The 16,542-nt window shown below is 67.6% G+C and carries 15 protein-coding genes; 12 read left to right on the plus strand and 3 right to left on the minus strand.

All coding sequences use genetic code 11. The features are described from left to right. Nucleotides 1-8: 8 nt before the first annotated feature. Nucleotides 9-1,223, minus strand: a complete 1,215-nt coding sequence (locus ACIHA7_RS22295; RefSeq protein ID WP_397292712.1) for a DUF418 domain-containing protein — start codon at nt 1,221-1,223, stop codon at nt 9-11. Nucleotides 1,224-1,368: 145 nt separating this feature from the next. Between ACIHA7_RS22295 and dop the strand changes: the two genes are divergently transcribed. From dop to prcA, 4 genes are all read left to right on the plus strand, one after another. Beyond that, nucleotides 1,369-2,868, plus strand: a complete 1,500-nt coding sequence (gene dop, locus ACIHA7_RS22300) for a depupylase/deamidase Dop (RefSeq protein WP_397292716.1) — start codon at nt 1,369-1,371, stop codon at nt 2,866-2,868. A gap of 161 nt (nt 2,869-3,029) precedes the next feature. Beyond that, nucleotides 3,030-3,224 (plus strand): ubiquitin-like protein Pup, encoded by a 195-nt coding sequence (locus ACIHA7_RS22305; RefSeq protein WP_107657679.1) that lies wholly within the window; start codon nt 3,030-3,032, stop codon nt 3,222-3,224. Nucleotides 3,225-3,289: 65 nt separating this feature from the next. Further along, on the plus strand, nt 3,290-4,081 hold the full coding sequence (gene prcB, locus ACIHA7_RS22310; protein ID WP_397293126.1) for a proteasome subunit beta: 792 nt from the start codon (nt 3,290-3,292) through the stop codon (nt 4,079-4,081). Further along, nucleotides 4,078-4,839, plus strand: coding sequence for a proteasome subunit alpha (gene prcA / locus ACIHA7_RS22315; RefSeq protein WP_397292718.1), 762 nt, complete (start codon nt 4,078-4,080; stop codon nt 4,837-4,839). The genes prcB and prcA overlap by 4 nt, the downstream gene beginning before the upstream one ends. A 116-nt stretch (nt 4,840-4,955) precedes the next feature. Here prcA and hutH read toward each other — a convergent pair whose 3' ends face one another. Then, nucleotides 4,956-6,635, minus strand: coding sequence for a histidine ammonia-lyase (gene hutH, locus ACIHA7_RS22320; protein WP_397292722.1), 1,680 nt, complete (start codon nt 6,633-6,635; stop codon nt 4,956-4,958). A 277-nt stretch (nt 6,636-6,912) separates the two neighbouring features. On the opposite strand from hutH, the gene pafA reads away from it, so the two are divergent. Next, on the plus strand, nt 6,913-8,271 hold the full coding sequence (gene pafA, locus ACIHA7_RS22325) for a Pup--protein ligase (RefSeq protein WP_186818252.1): 1,359 nt from the start codon (nt 6,913-6,915) through the stop codon (nt 8,269-8,271). Nucleotides 8,272-8,381: 110 nt separating this feature from the next. Continuing rightward, on the plus strand, nt 8,382-8,759 hold the full coding sequence (locus tag ACIHA7_RS22330) for a nuclear transport factor 2 family protein (protein WP_397292725.1): 378 nt from the start codon (nt 8,382-8,384) through the stop codon (nt 8,757-8,759). Here the strand turns inward: ACIHA7_RS22330 and ACIHA7_RS22335 are convergent. Then, complete coding sequence (locus tag ACIHA7_RS22335; RefSeq protein WP_397292727.1) at nt 8,756-9,052, minus strand: MTH1187 family thiamine-binding protein; 297 nt, start codon at nt 9,050-9,052, stop codon at nt 8,756-8,758. The two genes, ACIHA7_RS22330 and ACIHA7_RS22335, sit on opposite strands and share 4 nt — an antisense overlap. 90 nt (nt 9,053-9,142) lie before the next feature. Here ACIHA7_RS22335 and ACIHA7_RS22340 point away from each other — a divergent pair, with 90 nt between their 5' ends. The 6 genes from ACIHA7_RS22340 (at nt 9,143) to ACIHA7_RS22365 (ending at nt 16,472) form a co-directional block, all read left to right on the plus strand. Further along, the gene (locus ACIHA7_RS22340; RefSeq protein ID WP_397292729.1) at nt 9,143-10,138 is read left to right on the plus strand and encodes a helix-turn-helix transcriptional regulator; all 996 of its coding nucleotides are present in this window, start codon (nt 9,143-9,145) and stop codon (nt 10,136-10,138) included. A gap of 201 nt (nt 10,139-10,339) precedes the next feature. Beyond that, nucleotides 10,340-11,272, plus strand: a complete 933-nt coding sequence (locus tag ACIHA7_RS22345; RefSeq protein WP_397293127.1) for a helix-turn-helix transcriptional regulator — start codon at nt 10,340-10,342, stop codon at nt 11,270-11,272. Next, a complete protein-coding gene (locus tag ACIHA7_RS22350; RefSeq protein ID WP_397292732.1) occupies nt 11,269-12,306 on the plus strand; it encodes a 2-dehydropantoate 2-reductase in 1,038 nt (345 codons plus the stop codon). The genes ACIHA7_RS22345 and ACIHA7_RS22350 overlap by 4 nt, the downstream gene beginning before the upstream one ends. 148 nt (nt 12,307-12,454) lie before the next feature. Beyond that, the gene (gene tatA, locus ACIHA7_RS22355; RefSeq protein ID WP_397292734.1) at nt 12,455-12,724 is read left to right on the plus strand and encodes a Sec-independent protein translocase subunit TatA; all 270 of its coding nucleotides are present in this window, start codon (nt 12,455-12,457) and stop codon (nt 12,722-12,724) included. 89 nt (nt 12,725-12,813) lie between these two features. Beyond that, complete coding sequence (gene tatC, locus ACIHA7_RS22360) at nt 12,814-13,767, plus strand: twin-arginine translocase subunit TatC (protein WP_397292738.1); 954 nt, start codon at nt 12,814-12,816, stop codon at nt 13,765-13,767. A gap of 2 nt (nt 13,768-13,769) precedes the next feature. Continuing rightward, entirely contained in the window at nt 13,770-16,472 is a 2,703-nt protein-coding gene (locus tag ACIHA7_RS22365; protein ID WP_397292742.1) for a DEAD/DEAH box helicase, read from the plus strand. Nucleotides 16,473-16,542: the final 70 nt, after the last annotated feature.

Below are 16,542 nucleotides of genomic sequence, written 5' to 3' on the forward strand. Positions count from 1 at the left end.
CGATTCGGTCAGGCTTTTCCGGCGGTCAGCAACTGGAAACTGTGGTGCCAAGCCCACTCGACCGGCCCGCGCTCGAACCGGCGCAACCACAGGTGCGCACCGGTCACGATGATCAGCGAGACCAGCAGGTAGATGCCCACCGTGAAGGGCACCCGCGCGTCGGCCGAGACGCGGGCCGCGAGGCCGAAACCCCAGCCGTAGCACAGGATCGACGCCACCAGGTTCTGCAAGATGTAGCAGCTGAGCGCGGTACGGCCCACCTCGGTGAGCCGCCTACCCACGAATCCGACGTGTGGCCTGCGCAGATAGAAGTGCGCGACCAGCGCGAGGATGCCGAGCGAGACGAAAGGCGCGGTGCCGTAGCGGGTGAACAGGAACAGGTCACCGCCGCCCGCGACGCCGGCGACCAGGTCGAGCGGCGCCGCGACACCGAAGCCGATGATCATCAACCGTTTACGCAGCGTCGCGCCCTCCGGCCGGAACACTCCGGCCCGGAACAGCCGGGCGCCCACCAGGAACAGCGCGATCGACATGGCGAACACGAACACCGTCTCCACCCGGAACTCGCCCGCGTGCTGCACCCGGAACACCACCAGGTCCCAGAACGACCCGTCGGCATAGGGATTCGGGTCCAACGGTGCGCGTGGCTCGGAGCTCTGCTCCGGCGCGAACGCTATCGCCAGCGCGATCAACGTGAGCATGCCGACGTGGATGCTCGCCGCGATGATCAGCCAACGCCGTTGCGCGCGTTCACTTGTCGCGAGGACGTAGGCGACGACCAAACCGGTGAGCGCGTACCCCATCAAGACGTCGAATTCCGCGATGAACAGGAAGTTCAGCAGGCCGTCCAGGAACAGCAGCCCGGCGCGCACCGGATACTTGCCCGGCCAGCGCCGCCCGCCGCGCTGCGCCGAAGCCTGCTGAATCGCGAGCCCGATGCCGAACATGATGGTGAGCAGCCCGAGGAACTTGCCCTGCGCCAGTTGTTGCAGCACCCGTTCGGCCCAGATCCAGCCGCTCGCGGGTTCAGTCAACTGATCGACGTAGCCGATGAGACCTTCGGGGTTGGTCATGATCCAGATGTTGGTGCCGAGGGTGCCGAGAATCGCGATACCGCGCAGCACGTCCAAGGCGACCAAGCGCGAGCGCCCGGCCGGTGCCTGCGCGGCTGCCGCGCGGTGGCGTCCCGCATCGGCGTGCGGTGTGGCGAGAGATTCGGTCATGCACCGACTATCGCGCTGACCTGGGCCCGCGAGAATCCTCCGGAAGTACGACGCGCGGTATGAGATCGACCTCCGCCGCCGTCGTCCCCGGCTCGGCGCAGGCTGCCGACGGACTTCGCCGGGCGGTGCCCGTTAGGCTCGACCTATGCAGCGCATCATCGGAATCGAGGTCGAGTACGGCATTTCGACCCCAACCGAGCCGTCGGCCAACCCGATCCTCACCTCAACGCAGGCCGTCCTCGCCTACGCCGCCGCCGAGGGTGTGCCGCGTGCGAAACGCACCCGCTGGGACTACGAGGTGGAGTCGCCGCTGCGCGACGCGCGCGGCTTCGACCTGAGCCGGATGAACGGACCGGCGCCCGTGATCGACGCCGACGAGGTCGGCGCGGCGAACATGATTCTCACCAACGGCGCCCGGCTCTACGTCGACCACGCCCACCCCGAGTACTCCGCACCCGAGGTCACCGATCCGCTGGACGCGGTCATCTGGGACAAGGCGGGCGAGCGCGTGATGGAGGCCGCCGCACGGCACGCGTCGAGCGTGCCCGGCGCCCCGCGCCTGCAGCTGTACAAGAACAACGTCGACGGCAAGGGCGCCTCCTACGGCACCCACGAGAACTACCTGATGAGCCGCGACACCCCCTTCAACCAGATCATCCTCGGCCTGACCCCGTTCTTCGTGTCCCGTCAGGTGATCACCGGCTCCGGCCGGGTCGGCATCGGGCAGTCCGGCGACACCGCGGGCTTCCAGCTGTCCCAGCGCGCGGACTACATCGAGGTCGAGGTCGGCCTGGAGACCACCCTCAAGCGCGGCATCATCAACACCCGCGACGAGCCGCACGCCGACGCGGACAAGTACCGCAGGCTGCACGTCATCATCGGCGACGCCAACCTGGCCGAGATGTCCACCTACCTCAAGGTCGGCACCACCGCGCTGGTGCTCGACCTGATCGAGGCGGGCGAGGACCTGACCGATCTGCAGCTGGCCCGCCCGGTCACCGCCGTGCACACGATCAGCCACGACCCGACGCTGCGCGCCACCGTCGCGCTCGCCGACGGCCGTGAGCTCACCGGGCTCGCGCTGCAGCGGGTGTACCTGGACCGCGTGATCAAGTTCGTGGATCGCACCGGCAACGACGACAAGCGCGTGCAGGACATCATCGACAACTGGGCCATGGTGCTCGATCTGCTCGAGCGCGACCCGATGGAGTGCGCGAGCCTGCTCGACTGGCCCGCCAAGCTGCGCCTGCTCGAGGGCATGCGCCAGCGTGAGGGACTGGGCTGGGCGGCCCCGAAGCTGCACCTGATGGATCTGCAGTACTCCGACGTGCGCCTGGACAAGGGCCTGTACAACCGCCTGGTTGCCCGCGGTTCGATGAAACGGCTGGTCACCGAGCAGCAGGTGATGGACGCGATGACCAACCCGCCCACCGACACTCGCGCCTACTTCCGCGGCGAGTGCCTGCGCCGGTTCGGCGCCGACATCGCCGCGGCGAGCTGGGATTCGGTGATCTTCGACCTCGGCGGCGATTCGCTGGTCCGCATCCCGACCCTGGAGCCGCGCCGCGGCACAAAGGCGCACGTCGGCAAGCTGCTCGACGGGGTGAGCTCGGCCGCCGATCTTGTGGAACAGCTCACAACCTGATCACGGGACCGCTACCGACTCGACGTACATCGGGACGGAATACGACATCGTGTCGGTTCGGCTGGGTAGTGTTGAAGGACGAGCACGGACATTTGCTCATGATCGGAGCCGTGCTCGACATCGAGCTCCGATCATGATGAGGACAGAGGAGGTCGGCTGCCATGGCACAAGAGCAGACCAAGCGCGCCGGGGGCGGCGACGAGGATGATGGCCCAGAGGGTGCGGACGCCGCCGGTCAGGAGCGCCGCGAAAAGCTGGCGGAGGAGACCGACGACCTGCTCGACGAGATCGATGATGTGCTCGAGGAGAACGCCGAAGACTTCGTCCGTGCGTACGTTCAGAAAGGCGGCCAGTGACAGTAGGTGACCCCTCGCGTCTCCACCTGGGGTACGCCCTCTCGTCCTTCTCCGAATACCTCCGCATGCACGCACCGGACATGTTGCCAGGCAACAAGTTCGGGATGGTCGATGGCGCGATGACGAGCGCCACCGGTGCCAAGGACATCGCGCCGCACGGCACCACCATCGTCGCGATCAGTTACCGCGGCGGCGTGCTCATCGCCGGTGACCGGCGGGCCACCCAGGGAAACCTGTTGGCCAGCAGGGACATCGAGAAGGTCTACATCACCGACAGCTACTCCGCGGCGGGCATCGCAGGCACCGCGGGCATGGCCGTCGAGATGGTGCGGATCTTCGCGGTGGAGCTGGAGCATTACGAGAAGCTCGAGGGCGTATCCCTGACCTTCGACGGCAAGTCCAACAAGCTGTCGAAGATGGTGCGCGAGAACTTGCCCGCCGCCCTGCAGGGGCTGGCGGTGGTTCCGATTTTGGTCGGGTACGACGTCAATGCCACCGACCCGGACCGGGTCGGCCGCATCGTCTCGTACGACGTGGTGGGTGGACGTAGCGAGGAGCGGTTCGGTTACGCCGCGGTGGGATCGGGTTCGGTCTTCGCCAAGGGGTCGCTGAAGAAGCTGTACGCCAAGGGAATTGATCAGGAGCGCGCCTTGCGCATCGCCGTCGAGGCGCTGTTCGACGCGGCCGACGACGACACCGCGACGGGCGGTCCCGATCTGATGCGCGGGATCTATCCGACGGCGATCGTCATCGATGAGGAAGGTGCGGTCGAGGTGACCGAGGACCGCCTCGAAGCGATCGCTCGCGGGATCGTGGCCGATCGCGAGGCTGCCGAAGAAGGGGGTGTTCGCGCATGACACTGCCGTACTACGCGTCGGCCGAGCAGATCATGCGCGACAAGACCGAGCTCGCGCGCAAGGGCATCGGTCGGGGTCGCAGTGTCGTGGTCCTGGTGTACGACAAGGGTGTGCTGTTCGTCGCGGAGAACCCGTCCGCGACGCTGCACAAGGTGAGTGAGCTCTACGACCGGGTCGGGTTCGCCGCGGTCGGCAAATACAACGAGTTCGAGAATCTGCGCCGCAGCGGAATCCTGCAGGCCGACATTCGCGGTTACCAGTACGACCGCCGCGACGTGACCGGCCGCGCACTGGCCAACGCCTACGCCCAGGTGCTCGGGTCGATCTTCACCGATCAGCTCAAGCCCTACGAGGTGGAGATCTGCGTGGCGGAGGTGGGCTATCCGGAGCAGTCGCCGATGACGGTGCTGTATCGGATCACCTTCGACGGGTCGATCGTGGACGAGCGCGAATACGTGGTGATGGGCGGCACGACCGAGCCGATCCTGACCGCGTTGAAGGCGTCCTACAAGCCGGGTCTCGACCTGGGTGCCGCGATCAAGGTCGCGGTCGAGGCGCTGCAGGCGGGCGTCCCCGAGGGTGCGGAGAAGGAGAAGCGGGTGCTCGGCGTCAGTTCGCTCGAGGTCGCCACGCTGGAGCAGGCGCGACCGCGACGGGCCTTCCGGCGGGTCACCAACTCCACGCTCGAGCAGTTGCTGAACCCGGCCAAGAAGGGCAAGGCCAAGGCGGAACCGGCGGAGACTCCCGAAGCCGAGTAACGCCGTTCAGAAGTTTGGGCCCGTGCGGTGCCGTCCCAGTGGCGGCTATCGCACGGGCCCGCTTTCTTTTCTGCGAGGCATGGCGGCATCGTCCTGGTAGCCATGGCTCGTTCCGGCTATGCGGCGCAGCGTGTTTCGTCGGCGGCGCGGAAGGCGGGGGTGAAGGCGTCCTCGCGAACCAGGGCGATGGCCGCGTCGACGTCGGGGCTGAGATAGCGGTCGTCATGGAGCATCGGGATGCGCTGACGAACTACGGCGTGCACCGCCTCGGTACCCGAACCGAGGCGCAACTCGCCCATCCGGTCGCGCATCAAATCGACCGCCTGCGCGCCCATCAGGATCTGCACGCCGAGCACGATATCCAGCCGATCCAGGTTGTCCGCGAGGTTGCGCATCGACGCCATCGCCATCGTGTTGAGATCCTCCTGACCACCCTTCACCGGCCTGGACATGGTGCTCGCGGGATGAGCTCTGACCTGGATCTCCGGAATCAAGGCGGCGGCAACGGTCTGCGCCTGCACCATGCCGGAGTTCAGCCCGATCTCCCCGCCCGCGAGATTCGCGGGCACCCCGTAGCTCCATTTCGGTTCCAGCAGCCGGCCGGACAACCCCTCGGACAGGATCGCCAGGTTCGCGATCTGCGCGTTCAACGCGTCGATCTGGGCGCCGATCCTGGTCACCGCCCAGTTGCCGCCCATCACGAATTCGTATCCGCCACCGTCCTTTTCGAAGATCAGCGGGTTGGAGGTGGAGGCGTTCGCCTCGCGCAGGGCCGTGTCGCGCGCCGTCTCCAGGCTGTGCCGCAGTCCGCCGATCACGTGCGGGGTCGAGCGGACCGAGGTGGCGTCCTGGATGCGCGGATGCGCGTCGCCGGAACGTTCGCGTCCTCGGTCGGTCATCCATTCGGTGCCGCACACCATCGAGCGAATGTCGCCTGCTCCGTCGATATCGTGATCGAGGTTGCGCTCGTTGTGCGTGCGCTCGTCGAAGGCGCCCTGCTCGGCCCTGGTCGCCTCCAGGAACAGCGCGAAGGCGGCGGCGAAGCCGTGCAGGTCGTGCTCGGCGCGGTCGATCGCCTCCACGAAACGGGCCGTGACCACGCTGCCGCCGCTGATCAGCGGCAGCGCCTCGCCGGACTCCAGGGTGAACTGCTCCGGCAGGCCCGCCGCGCGAAACGCCATGCTCGCCGCCGTCCGGGTGCCGCGGAACAGGACCGGATTGTGTTCGCCGATCATGCTCAACCCGGCCGCCGCCATCGGTTGCAGATCGCCGGTGCCCAGCGAACCGATCTCCGGCATCATCGGCAGCACGCCCGCCTCGACCATCGACAGCATCCGGTCCACCACCTCCGGGCGCACCCCCATCGCGGCCCTGGCCATCGAGTTGGCGCGCAGTACCAGGGCCAGCCGCACCACACCCGGCGCCAGCATGGGCCCGACGCCCGCGGCGTGCGAGCGCAGCATGCGCCGCTGGAATTCGCGCTGCTGGTCCGGTTCGAGCGGGCGGTCCTTCAGCGGGCCGAGCGCCTGATTCCAGCCGTACACCCGCTGACCGGCCTCGATGGAATCCAGGGCGCCCTGCCGGGTGGTGTTCATGCGCTGCCGGGCCGAGTCGGCCAGCCGAATGGTGAGGTTGTCCTCGCGTAGCAGCCGGAGCATGGTCGGCCAGTCGAGGTGCCCGCCGTCCACCGCGATCAGCGTGCTCGGCGGGGCGTCGTCGAATTCGGCGGCCACCACACCCTGTGAAACGACGGCGCACATTACCGCGACCGCCGCCACCCTGATCCATTTCCGCATTCGGCCTACCTTCGTCGTCGATATCGGGACAAACGAACTTCGCTGAAGCGGTAGCCATGATGCTGCGAGCCGGTGCCTACCGAGGTCGGGACACACGGGGGAGTATCGAATGGGATCTGCGGCGACAGCGCGGTGGCTCGGGGATTGCGAAAAGGGTGTCCAGGGTGGTGCGGGGCGCCGAATCAGGGCAAACCGGACCGAATCGTTGTGAAGACGTATGCGATCGTGTTGTCCGCAGCCCCACGCGGGCGCATGACATGGCTGTAATGTCGATAGTGTGCAGCGACGAATCATGGGGATCGAGACCGAGTTCGGTGTGACATGCACCTTCCACGGTCACCGTCGGCTGTCCCCCGACGAGGTAGCCCGGTACCTGTTCCGCCGGGTGGTGTCCTGGGGCCGCAGCTCGAACGTGTTCCTCCGCAACGGTGCTCGGCTCTACCTCGATGTCGGTTCCCATCCGGAGTACGCGACTGCCGAATGCGACAGCCTGCACCAATTGGTGACCCACGACCGAGCGGGCGAGCGGGTCCTCGAAGAATTGCTGATCGATGCCGAGCAGCGGCTTGCCGAAGAAGGCATCGGCGGTGATATCTATCTGTTCAAGAACAACACCGATTCCGCGGGCAACTCCTACGGCTGCCACGAGAACTTCCTCGTGGTGCGTGCGGGCGAGTTCTCCAGGATCTCCGACGTGCTGTTGCCCTTCCTGGTGACCCGTCAGCTGATCTGCGGCGCCGGCAAGATCTTGCAGACGCCGAAGGCGGCCACGTTCTGCCTGTCCCAGCGTGCCGAGCACATCTGGGAGGGCGTCTCGTCGGCGACCACCCGTTCGCGGCCGATCATCAACACCCGCGACGAGCCGCACGCGGACGCGGAGAAGTACCGGCGCCTGCACGTCATCGTCGGCGACTCGAACATGGCCGAGCCGACCACCATGCTCAAGGTCGGCACGGCCGCGCTGGTGCTGGAGATGATCGAGGCGGGCGTCTCCTTCCGAGATTTCGCCCTTGACAATCCGATTCGCGCCATTCGCGAGGTCAGCCACGACCTGACCGGTCGCCGCCCGGTTCGGCTCGCCGGCGGGCGGCAGGCCAGCGCCCTGGACATCCAGCGCGAGTACTACGCCCGCGCGGTCGAGCACCTGCGCAACCGGGACCGTGACCCGCAGATCGACCAGGTCGTCGACCTGTGGGGCCGCACCCTCGACGCCGTCGAGGCGCAGGACTTCGCCAAGGTGGACACCGAGATCGACTGGGTGATCAAGCGCAAGCTGTTCCAGCGCTACCAGGATCGCTACAGCATGGAGCTGTCCGACCCGAAGATCGCCCAGCTCGACCTCGCCTACCACGACATCAAGCGCGGCCGCGGCGTCTTCGACCTGCTGCAGCGCAAGGGGCTGGCCAAGCGGATCACCGAGGACGAGGCCGTGGACGCTGCGGTCGACACCCCGCCGCAAACCACCAGGGCCAAACTGCGCGGCGACTTCATCACCGCAGCCCAGGAAGCCGGCCGCGACTTCACCGTCGACTGGGTCCACCTGAAGCTGAACGACCAGGCCCAGCGCACGGTCCTGTGCAAGGACCCGTTCCGCTCGGTGGACGAACGCGTGGACCGCCTCATCGCCTCCATGTAGTGACGGGGCGACCGGACCCGAGCAATCGGGTATCGGTCGCCGTCGGACTTTTTCGGCGAATCCCTACCTGGGTGGATGTCGGTTGCCGTGACTGTGCCTACCGTGGGGGTATGGCGGACACGGAACTTCTCAATGAGCTGCTCGAGGTGGAGCGGCGGGGCTGGGACTCGCTGTGTGATGGCACCGGGGCCGACTTCTACGGGCTGCTGATGACCGGGGATGCGGTGATGGTGCTCGCGCACGGGACGGTGTTGGGGCGGGCGGAAGTTATTGCCGCGCTGAATGATTCACCGCCGTGGCGGACATACGAAATTCTCGGGCCGCGGGTGGTCGACGGTGGAGTGGACAGCAAGGTGCTGGTGTACACCGGCGTCGCGTATCGCGAGGGCGATGCACCCGCCTTCCGCGCGCTGATGTCGAGTGTCTATCTGCGCGCGGGCGGCGAGTGGAAGTTGGTGCTGTATCAGCAGACGCCGATTCCGGACTAATCCTCGGCGAGGTAGCGCTCGACCGACTCGACCTTCGAGGTCATCCCGTCGGTGACGCCGGGCCGGATGTCGGCCTTCAACACCAGACTGCAGCGCGGGGCGGCGGCGAGCACGGCGTCGGTGGCCTGCTTCACCACGCCCATCACCTCGTCCCATTCGCCCTCGACGGTGGTGAACATGGCATCGGTCCGGTTCGGCAGCCCGCTGGCGCGCACGACCCGCACGGCCTCGGCCACGGCACGCCCGACATCGACGCCGGTGCCGAGCGGGGTCACAGAGAAAGCGATGATCATGCCCTCGATTCTCCCCGCGCGGCGACCTGTGATCGAGGGAATCGCGCGCCGACGCGCACGCGCGGTGCGGGGCAGATTACCCTCTATCGGGTGGCGATATCGAAGGTCGAGCGGCTGATGAATTTGGTCATCGCGCTGCTGTCGACCCGGCAGTTCCTGACCGCGGAGCGGATCCGGGACAGCGTCGCCGGTTACGAGGAGTCCGCCAGCGACGAGGCGTTCAGCCGAATGTTCGAGCGGGACAAGAACGAGCTGCGTGACCTCGGCATACCCCTGGAGATCGGACCGGTCGGCCGGTACACGTCGGTGGAGGGCTACCGGATCAACCGGGACGCCTACGAGCTGCCCGAGATCGACCTGTCCGACGAGGAGGCCGCCGCCGTCGCGGTCGCCGTGCAGATGTGGGAATCGCCCGAACTGGCCGCCGCGGCGGACGGAGCGCTGCTCAAACTGCGTGCCGCCGGTATCCACGTGGAGACCGACGCCGCGGTGGCCTCGGTGCCCGCCGTACCCGCGCGGACCCGCGGCTCGGAACCGGTGCTCGGCAAACTGCTCGCCGCGATCGACGCGGGCCAAGCCGTGCGCTTCGAGCATCGTGGCGCGATCAACGCGCCCTATCTGATGCGCGACGTGGAGCCGTGGGGTGTGGTGACCCGGCACGGTCGCTGGTATCTCGTCGGCCACGACCGGCAGCGCGACGCGGTCCGCAGCTTCCGGTTGTCCAGGATCGGCGACGACGTCACCGCCTACGGGCCGGAGAACGCCGTGCGCAAACCGGACGGTATCGACCTGCGCACCATCGTCGACCGCGTCACCAGCTCGGCGCCGGTCAGTTTCACGGCGACGGTGTGGGTGGCCGAGGGGCGCGGGCGCGAACTCCGCCGGATCGGCCAGGTGACCGGCGAACGCACCATCGGCGGTCGCGTCGGCACGGTGGTCGAGCTACCGGTCCGGTCGCGCGACTGGATTGCCCGCCTGATCACCGGCCTTGGCCCGGACGCGGTCGTGCTCGCGCCGGAGGACCTGCGCACCGATGTGGTCGCGCGGTTGCGTTCGGTTTTCGATCGCACGGAGGTCAGAGCGTGAGGGAGCGTCAGCGAGCGAACCAAGGACACAGCGCGTTTGAACGCACGACGGAGCCGAGCGTTAGCGAGGTGGAGTCGTGAGGGAGCGTCAGCGAGCGAACCAAGGACACAGCGCGTTTGAACGCACGACGGAGCCGAGCGTTAGCGAGGTGGAGTCGTGAGTTCTTCTCGACTTTCGGTTCGACTTTCGCGACTGCTGAACATGATCCCGTACTTCATCGCGCACCCCGGTATCAGCGCGGCGGAGGCGGCGGCGGATCTGGGCGTGACCACCAAGCAGCTGATGAGCGATCTCAACCAGCTGTGGATGTGCGGCCTGCCCGGTTACGGCCCCGGTGACCTGATCGATCTGTCGTTCTCCGAGGAGAGCATCGAGGTCACCTTCTCCGCGGGCATCGATCGCCCGCTGCGGCTCACCTCGACCGAGGCGACCGCGCTGCTGGTGGCGCTGCGCTCGATCGTGGACATGCCGGGCATGGTCGACCCGACCGCGGCGCACGCCGCCATCGCCAAGATCGAATCGGCGATCGCAGGCGGTTCGGGCACCGAGCCGGACGACGTCCGCACCCCGCCGACCGAGGCACCCGCCGTCGCCACCGTGCGGTCGGCGCTGGCCAGACAGCGTGCGTTGCGGTTGGTCTACTACTCGGCCAGCCGCGATGTCGTCACCGAACGCGTCGTCGATCCGATCCGGATCGTCCTCGTCGACAACAACAGTTATCTGCAAGCCTGGTGCAGGCAGGCCGAGGGCGTCCGCCTGTTCCGGTTCGACCGGATCGAGGACGCCACCGAACTGGACGAGCCGGCCAGGCCGCCGAGCCACGCCACCGAGGAGTCCGCCGCGCTCGACCTGTTCCAGGACGATCCCGCGGTTCCGTTGGCGCGCTTGCGTATTCACGGCGACTACGCCTGGGTGCTCGATCAGTACCCCATGCATCGGCTCGCCGTGCACCCCGACGGCAGCCTGGAGGCGACCATGCGGTTCGCCACGCTGGACTGGATGGCGCGTCTGCTGCTCGGCTTCGGGGCGAGCGTCACCGTGCTCGGGCCGCCGGAATTGGTCGCGGCGGTGCGTGAACGCTCGAATGCCGCGCTGGCCGCCTACGCGGCCGCCGGATTCGAGGAGCTGGCATGAGCACCGGCGCGGCGAGCCGGGTGATGGTGATCGGTGCGGGCAGCATCGGCATCTTCGTCGGCGGCAAACTGGCCGTGGCGGGCGCCGATGTCACGTTCGTCGGCCGGCCCCGGCTGCTCGACGAGATCACCGCGTCCGGTGTCCGGCTCACCGACCTCGACGGCGGCGACGACACCCTGACTCCCGATCGTTTCCGGGTGGCCACCGAGCCGGACGACATCGGCTCGGCCGACCTGGTGCTGGTCACCGTGAAATCGGCGGCGACCGCGGATGCGGTGCGCGAGCTCACCGGCAAGATCCGGCCGGGCACGGTGGTGCTGAGCCTGCAGAACGGCATCGGCAACGACACGGTGATCAGGGAGATCCTGCCCAACTGCGTGGTGCTGGCCGGCATGGTGCTGTTCAACGTGGTGCACCACCCGGGCGGCCGCTTCCATCGCGGCACCGAGGGCGGACTCGCCGTGCAGGACGATCCGGCGCTGGCACAGTTCCTCGACGTTTTCCAGCAGGCCGGGCTGGCGTTGCGCCGCTACCCCGAGCTGCGCTCGGTGCAGTGGGCGAAACTGCTGTTGAATCTGAACAATCCGATCAACGCGCTGTCCGGTCGGCCGCTGCGCGAGCAACTCGGCGACCGGAATTATCGGCGCTGCTTGGCGCTGACCCAGCGGGAAGCGCTCACGGTGATGAACAGGGCGCGAATTGCGCCCGCCCGGCTGACACCCGTGCCGCCGGCGCTGATGGCCAGGCTGCTGACCGTCCCCGACGGCGTTTTCCGGCGCGTGTTCGGCCGGGTGCTGGCCATCGATCCGATGGCGCGCTCGTCCATGGCGGACGACCTCGAGCTCGGCCGCAAAACCGAAATATCCTGGCTCTGTGGCGAAATCGTCGATCTGGGCACGATGGTCGGGCTGCCGACGCCGGTGAATCAGCGGCTGATCGAGTTGGTCGTGGCCGCCGAGCAGGGCGACCGGCGCACCTGGACCGGCGCGGAACTGCTCGAACAACTACGGGCCGCGCAGGCGAGCGCCCGTTGACACAGCGCGCCCAGCTCGGGTGAACACCGGGCAAACAGGGCATCGTGACTTCGCACTCCCCAGTGCGCCGAGCGGCCGGACGGTGCGTTCGCGCACGTCACCCTCCGGTAGCATCAGAACCATCACCAGTCTTGGGAGGTAAAAAATCATGGGCAGTCTGAGCATCTGGCACTGGCTGATCATTGCGGTCGTTTTCGTGATGTTCTTCGGTGCCAAGCGGATGCCCGACGCGGCCCGCAGCCTGGGTCGGTCGTTGCGCATCTTCAAGAGCGAGGTCAGCCAGATGCAGAACGAGGGCAAGGACTCCTCCGACGCGCAGGCGCCGGCGCAGCAGCCGCCCGTTCAGCAACTGCCGCCCGCGCAGCAGGTCACCCCGTCGGTCACCCCGCAGCCCCAGGCCGAGCCGAAGAAGCTCTGAGCGGGCTGTTCGCCCCGGAGTGAGTAGCGACTCATTCCGGGATCCGTGCGCTGTTGCCGAGCTTCTCAACCCAGGGGCCATCACCCACCATGCGAATCCCGTTCGATCCCCGGCACAGCAAGCGCCGGACCAATCCCGACGGCACCATGTCGTTGGTCGAGCATTTGCAGGAACTGCGCTACCGATTGCTGGTCTCGATCGCCGCGGTCATCCTCACCACCGTGCTGGGGTTCATCTGGTACGAGTACGGGTTCCTCGGCATCAAGAGCCTCGGCGATATTCTTCGCGGCCCCTACTGTGCGCTGCCGGATTCGTCGCGCGCCGCGATCAGCCCGGACGGTAGCTGCAAGCTGCTGGCCACCGCGCCGTTCGAGCAGTTCACCCTGCGCTTGAAGGTCGGTATGACCGCGGGCGTCGTGCTCGCCGCGCCGATCTGGCTCTACCAGTTGTGGGCGTTCATCACGCCGGGTCTGTACGCCAAGGAACGCAAGTACGCGGTCGGCTTCGTCTCGGCGGGCAGCGTGCTGTTCGCGACCGGCGCCGCACTGGCCTACCTCGTGGTCGCCCACGCGTTGAGCTTCCTGCTGACGATCGGCAACAACGTCCAGATCACCGCGCTGAGCGGTTCGCAGTACTTCGGCTTCATCATCCAGCTGCTGGTGATCTTCGGCGTCAGCTTCGAAACCCCGCTGCTGATCATCGGTTTGAACCTCATCGGGGTGCTCACCTACGCGCGGCTCAAGGCGTGGCGGCGCGGAATCACCTTCGGGCTCTTCGTTTTCGCGGCCATCGTCACCCCGCAGGACCCGTTCTCCATGCTCGCGCTCGCGCTCGCGCTGACGGTGCTGTTCGAGGTCGCCATTCAGTTCTCCCGCTTGAACGACATTCGCAAGGCGCGCAAGGAGGCCGACAACCTGGCCGCGCTGGCCGACGAAGAGGCGTCCACGCTGCCCAGCCCCGACCCGATCGACCCGGCCGACTCGATCATGACACCCCCGGATAAAACCGGGCGCTCGATGTCGGACTACTCCGATACCCTCTGACGGTGACACATCACCGGTCGCATACAGGCGAGCTAGCGAAGTTTTCCACCGAGCTGAAGTTCAGCCTGGATCCTTTCCAGCGCACCGCCTGCGCGGCACTCGAAGAGGGGCACAGCGTCCTGGTCTGCGCGCCGACCGGTGCGGGTAAAACCGTCGTCGGCGAGTTCGCCGTGCATCTGGCGCTCGCCGCGGGCGGAAAGTGCTTCTACACCACGCCGATCAAGGCCCTGTCGAACCAGAAGTTCGCCGATCTCACCGAGCGGTACGGCCGCGACAGCGTCGGCCTGCTCACCGGCGACCAGTCGATCAACCCCGGCGCACCCGTGGTGGTGATGACCACCGAGGTGCTGCGCAACATGCTCTACGCGTCCTCGGATGCGTTGCGCGGGCTGTCGTTCGTGGTGATGGACGAGGTGCACTACCTGGCCGACCGGTTCCGTGGCGCGGTGTGGGAGGAAGTGATCCTGCATCTGCCGCCGGATGTGCGGCTGGTCAGCCTGTCGGCCACGGTCTCCAACGCCGAGGAGTTCGGCGCCTGGATGGAGACCGTGCGCGGCGACACCGCGGTGGTGGTCGACGAGACCAGGCCGGTGCCGCTGTGGCAGCACGTCATGGTCGGGCGACGGATGTTCGACCTGTTCGACACCGACTCCACCGACCAGAAGGTGCTGGTCGACGGCGATCTGGTCCGGTTCATCAAGCAGCGCGAGGCGGCCGATCGGGCCAACAGCTGGCATGGTCCGCGCAACGGGCGCGGCGGCCCGCGGCGTGACTTCCGGCCGTTGCCGCGGCCGGAGGTGCTCGCGAAGCTGGACGAAGAGGGCCTGCTGCCCGCGATCACCTTCATCTTCAGCCGCGCGGGTTGCGATGGCGCGCTGGCTCAGTGCCTGCGCTCCCGTTTGGACCTGAGCCGCGAGGAAGATCGCGAACAGATCGACGACATCATCGAGAAGCACACCGGTGACCTGCCGAAGGCGGACCTGGAGGTGCTCGGGTACTGGGAGTGGCGCGAGGCGCTGCACCGCGGGCTGGCCGCGCACCACGCGGGGATGCTGCCCGCGTTCCGGCATACCGTCGAGGAACTGTTCGTCAAAGGTCTGGTGCGGGCCGTATTCGCCACCGAGACACTGGCTCTCGGCATCAACATGCCCGCGCGCACGGTGGTGCTGGAGCGGTTGGTCAAGTACAACGGCGAGTCGCACGCCGAACTCACCCCCGGTGAATACACGCAGTTGACCGGTCGCGCCGGGCGGCGCGGCATCGACGTCGAAGGCCACGCGGTGGTGCTGTGGCAGCCGGAGGTCGATACGAGTGCGGTCGCCGGTCTGGCCTCCACCAGGACCTATCCGCTGCGCAGTTCGTTCAAGCCCGGCTACAACATGTCGATCAACCTGATCGACCGGATGGGCGCCGCCGAGGCGCGCACGCTGCTGGAGCGTTCGTTCGCGCAGTTCCAGGCCGACCGTTCGGTGGTCGGACTGGTGCGCGGTATCGAACGCAACGAGTCCACGCTGCGCAAGCTGCGCGATCAGCTCGGCGGCGCCGATGGTGACTTCCTGGAATACATTTCGCTGCGGGAACGGATCAAGCAGCGGGAGCGCCAGCTCGAACAGCAGGGGCGTTCCGACCGGCGTGGTGTCGCGGTCGCGGCGCTGACGGCGTTGCGCCGCGGTGACGTGGTGGCGATCCCGTCCGGGCGGCGGGCCGGGCTCGCGGTCATCCTGGAACCCGACGCGACGCCGGGTGACCCGCGTCCGCTGGTGCTCACCGAGGACAAGTGGGCCGGACGGGTGTCGGTGGCCGACTTCCCGGTGCCCGCAGAGGCCTTGGGGCACATGCGGTTGCCGCGCCGGGTCGATCACCGGACCGCGCAGGCCCGTCGCGATCTGGCGTCGGCGCTGCGCAGCACCGGGATCTCCGCGCCGGGCCGGCCGCGTCGCGGCAAACGCGCGTCGGCGGCCGACGACCGGGAATTGTCGACTCTGCGGCGCACTCTGCGCGCCCATCCGGCGCACACCCGCGCGGATCGGGAGCAGATGTCGCGCATCGGCGAGCGCTACAACAAGCTGGCCAGGGAAACCGAGACCATGCGCCAGAAGGTTGCCGCAACGACCAACTCGCTGGCCCGCACCTTCGATCGGATCCTCGGATTGCTGGAAGAACGCGGGTTCGTGCACGAATCCGAGGTGACCGCGGACGGTCGCAGGCTGGCCAGGATCTACTCCGAAAGCGACCTGCTGGTCGCCGAATGCCTGCGGCAGGGGCTGTGGCGCGGGCTCGGCCCGGCCGAATTGGCCGGCGTGGTGTCCATTCTGGTGTTCGAATCCCGCCAGGACGGTGGATATCTCGGTGTGACCGGGCCGACGGCACCGATCCGGCGGGCGATCGGCGAGACCATCCGCGTGTGGTCCGAACTGCGCTCCGACGAGGCGAGGCACAAGCTGCCGCCGACCAGGGAGCCGGACCTCGGCTTCGTCACCGGCGTGCACAAGTGGGCGCGCGGCGACGGGTTGGCCGAGTCGTTGCTCGCCAGCGGTGATCAGGCCACGCCGCTGTCCGCGGGCGATTTCGTGCGCTGGTGCAGGCAGGTGATCGACCTGCTCGACCAGATCCACAACACCGCCGACGACGAGGAGGTCGCCGCGACCGCCGCGAAGGCGGTGCGCGCGATCCGGCGGGGTGTCGTCGCGGTGGACGCCGCGTAGCGGATTCGATTGTGATTTGATTTCTTTCGCGTACCGACCGTGGCGGAGGACTAGAGATATCGGACCGTTC

It is taken from the genome of Nocardia sp. NPDC052316 (assembly GCF_044547795.1).
Classification (GTDB): domain Bacteria; phylum Actinomycetota; class Actinomycetes; order Mycobacteriales; family Mycobacteriaceae; genus Nocardia.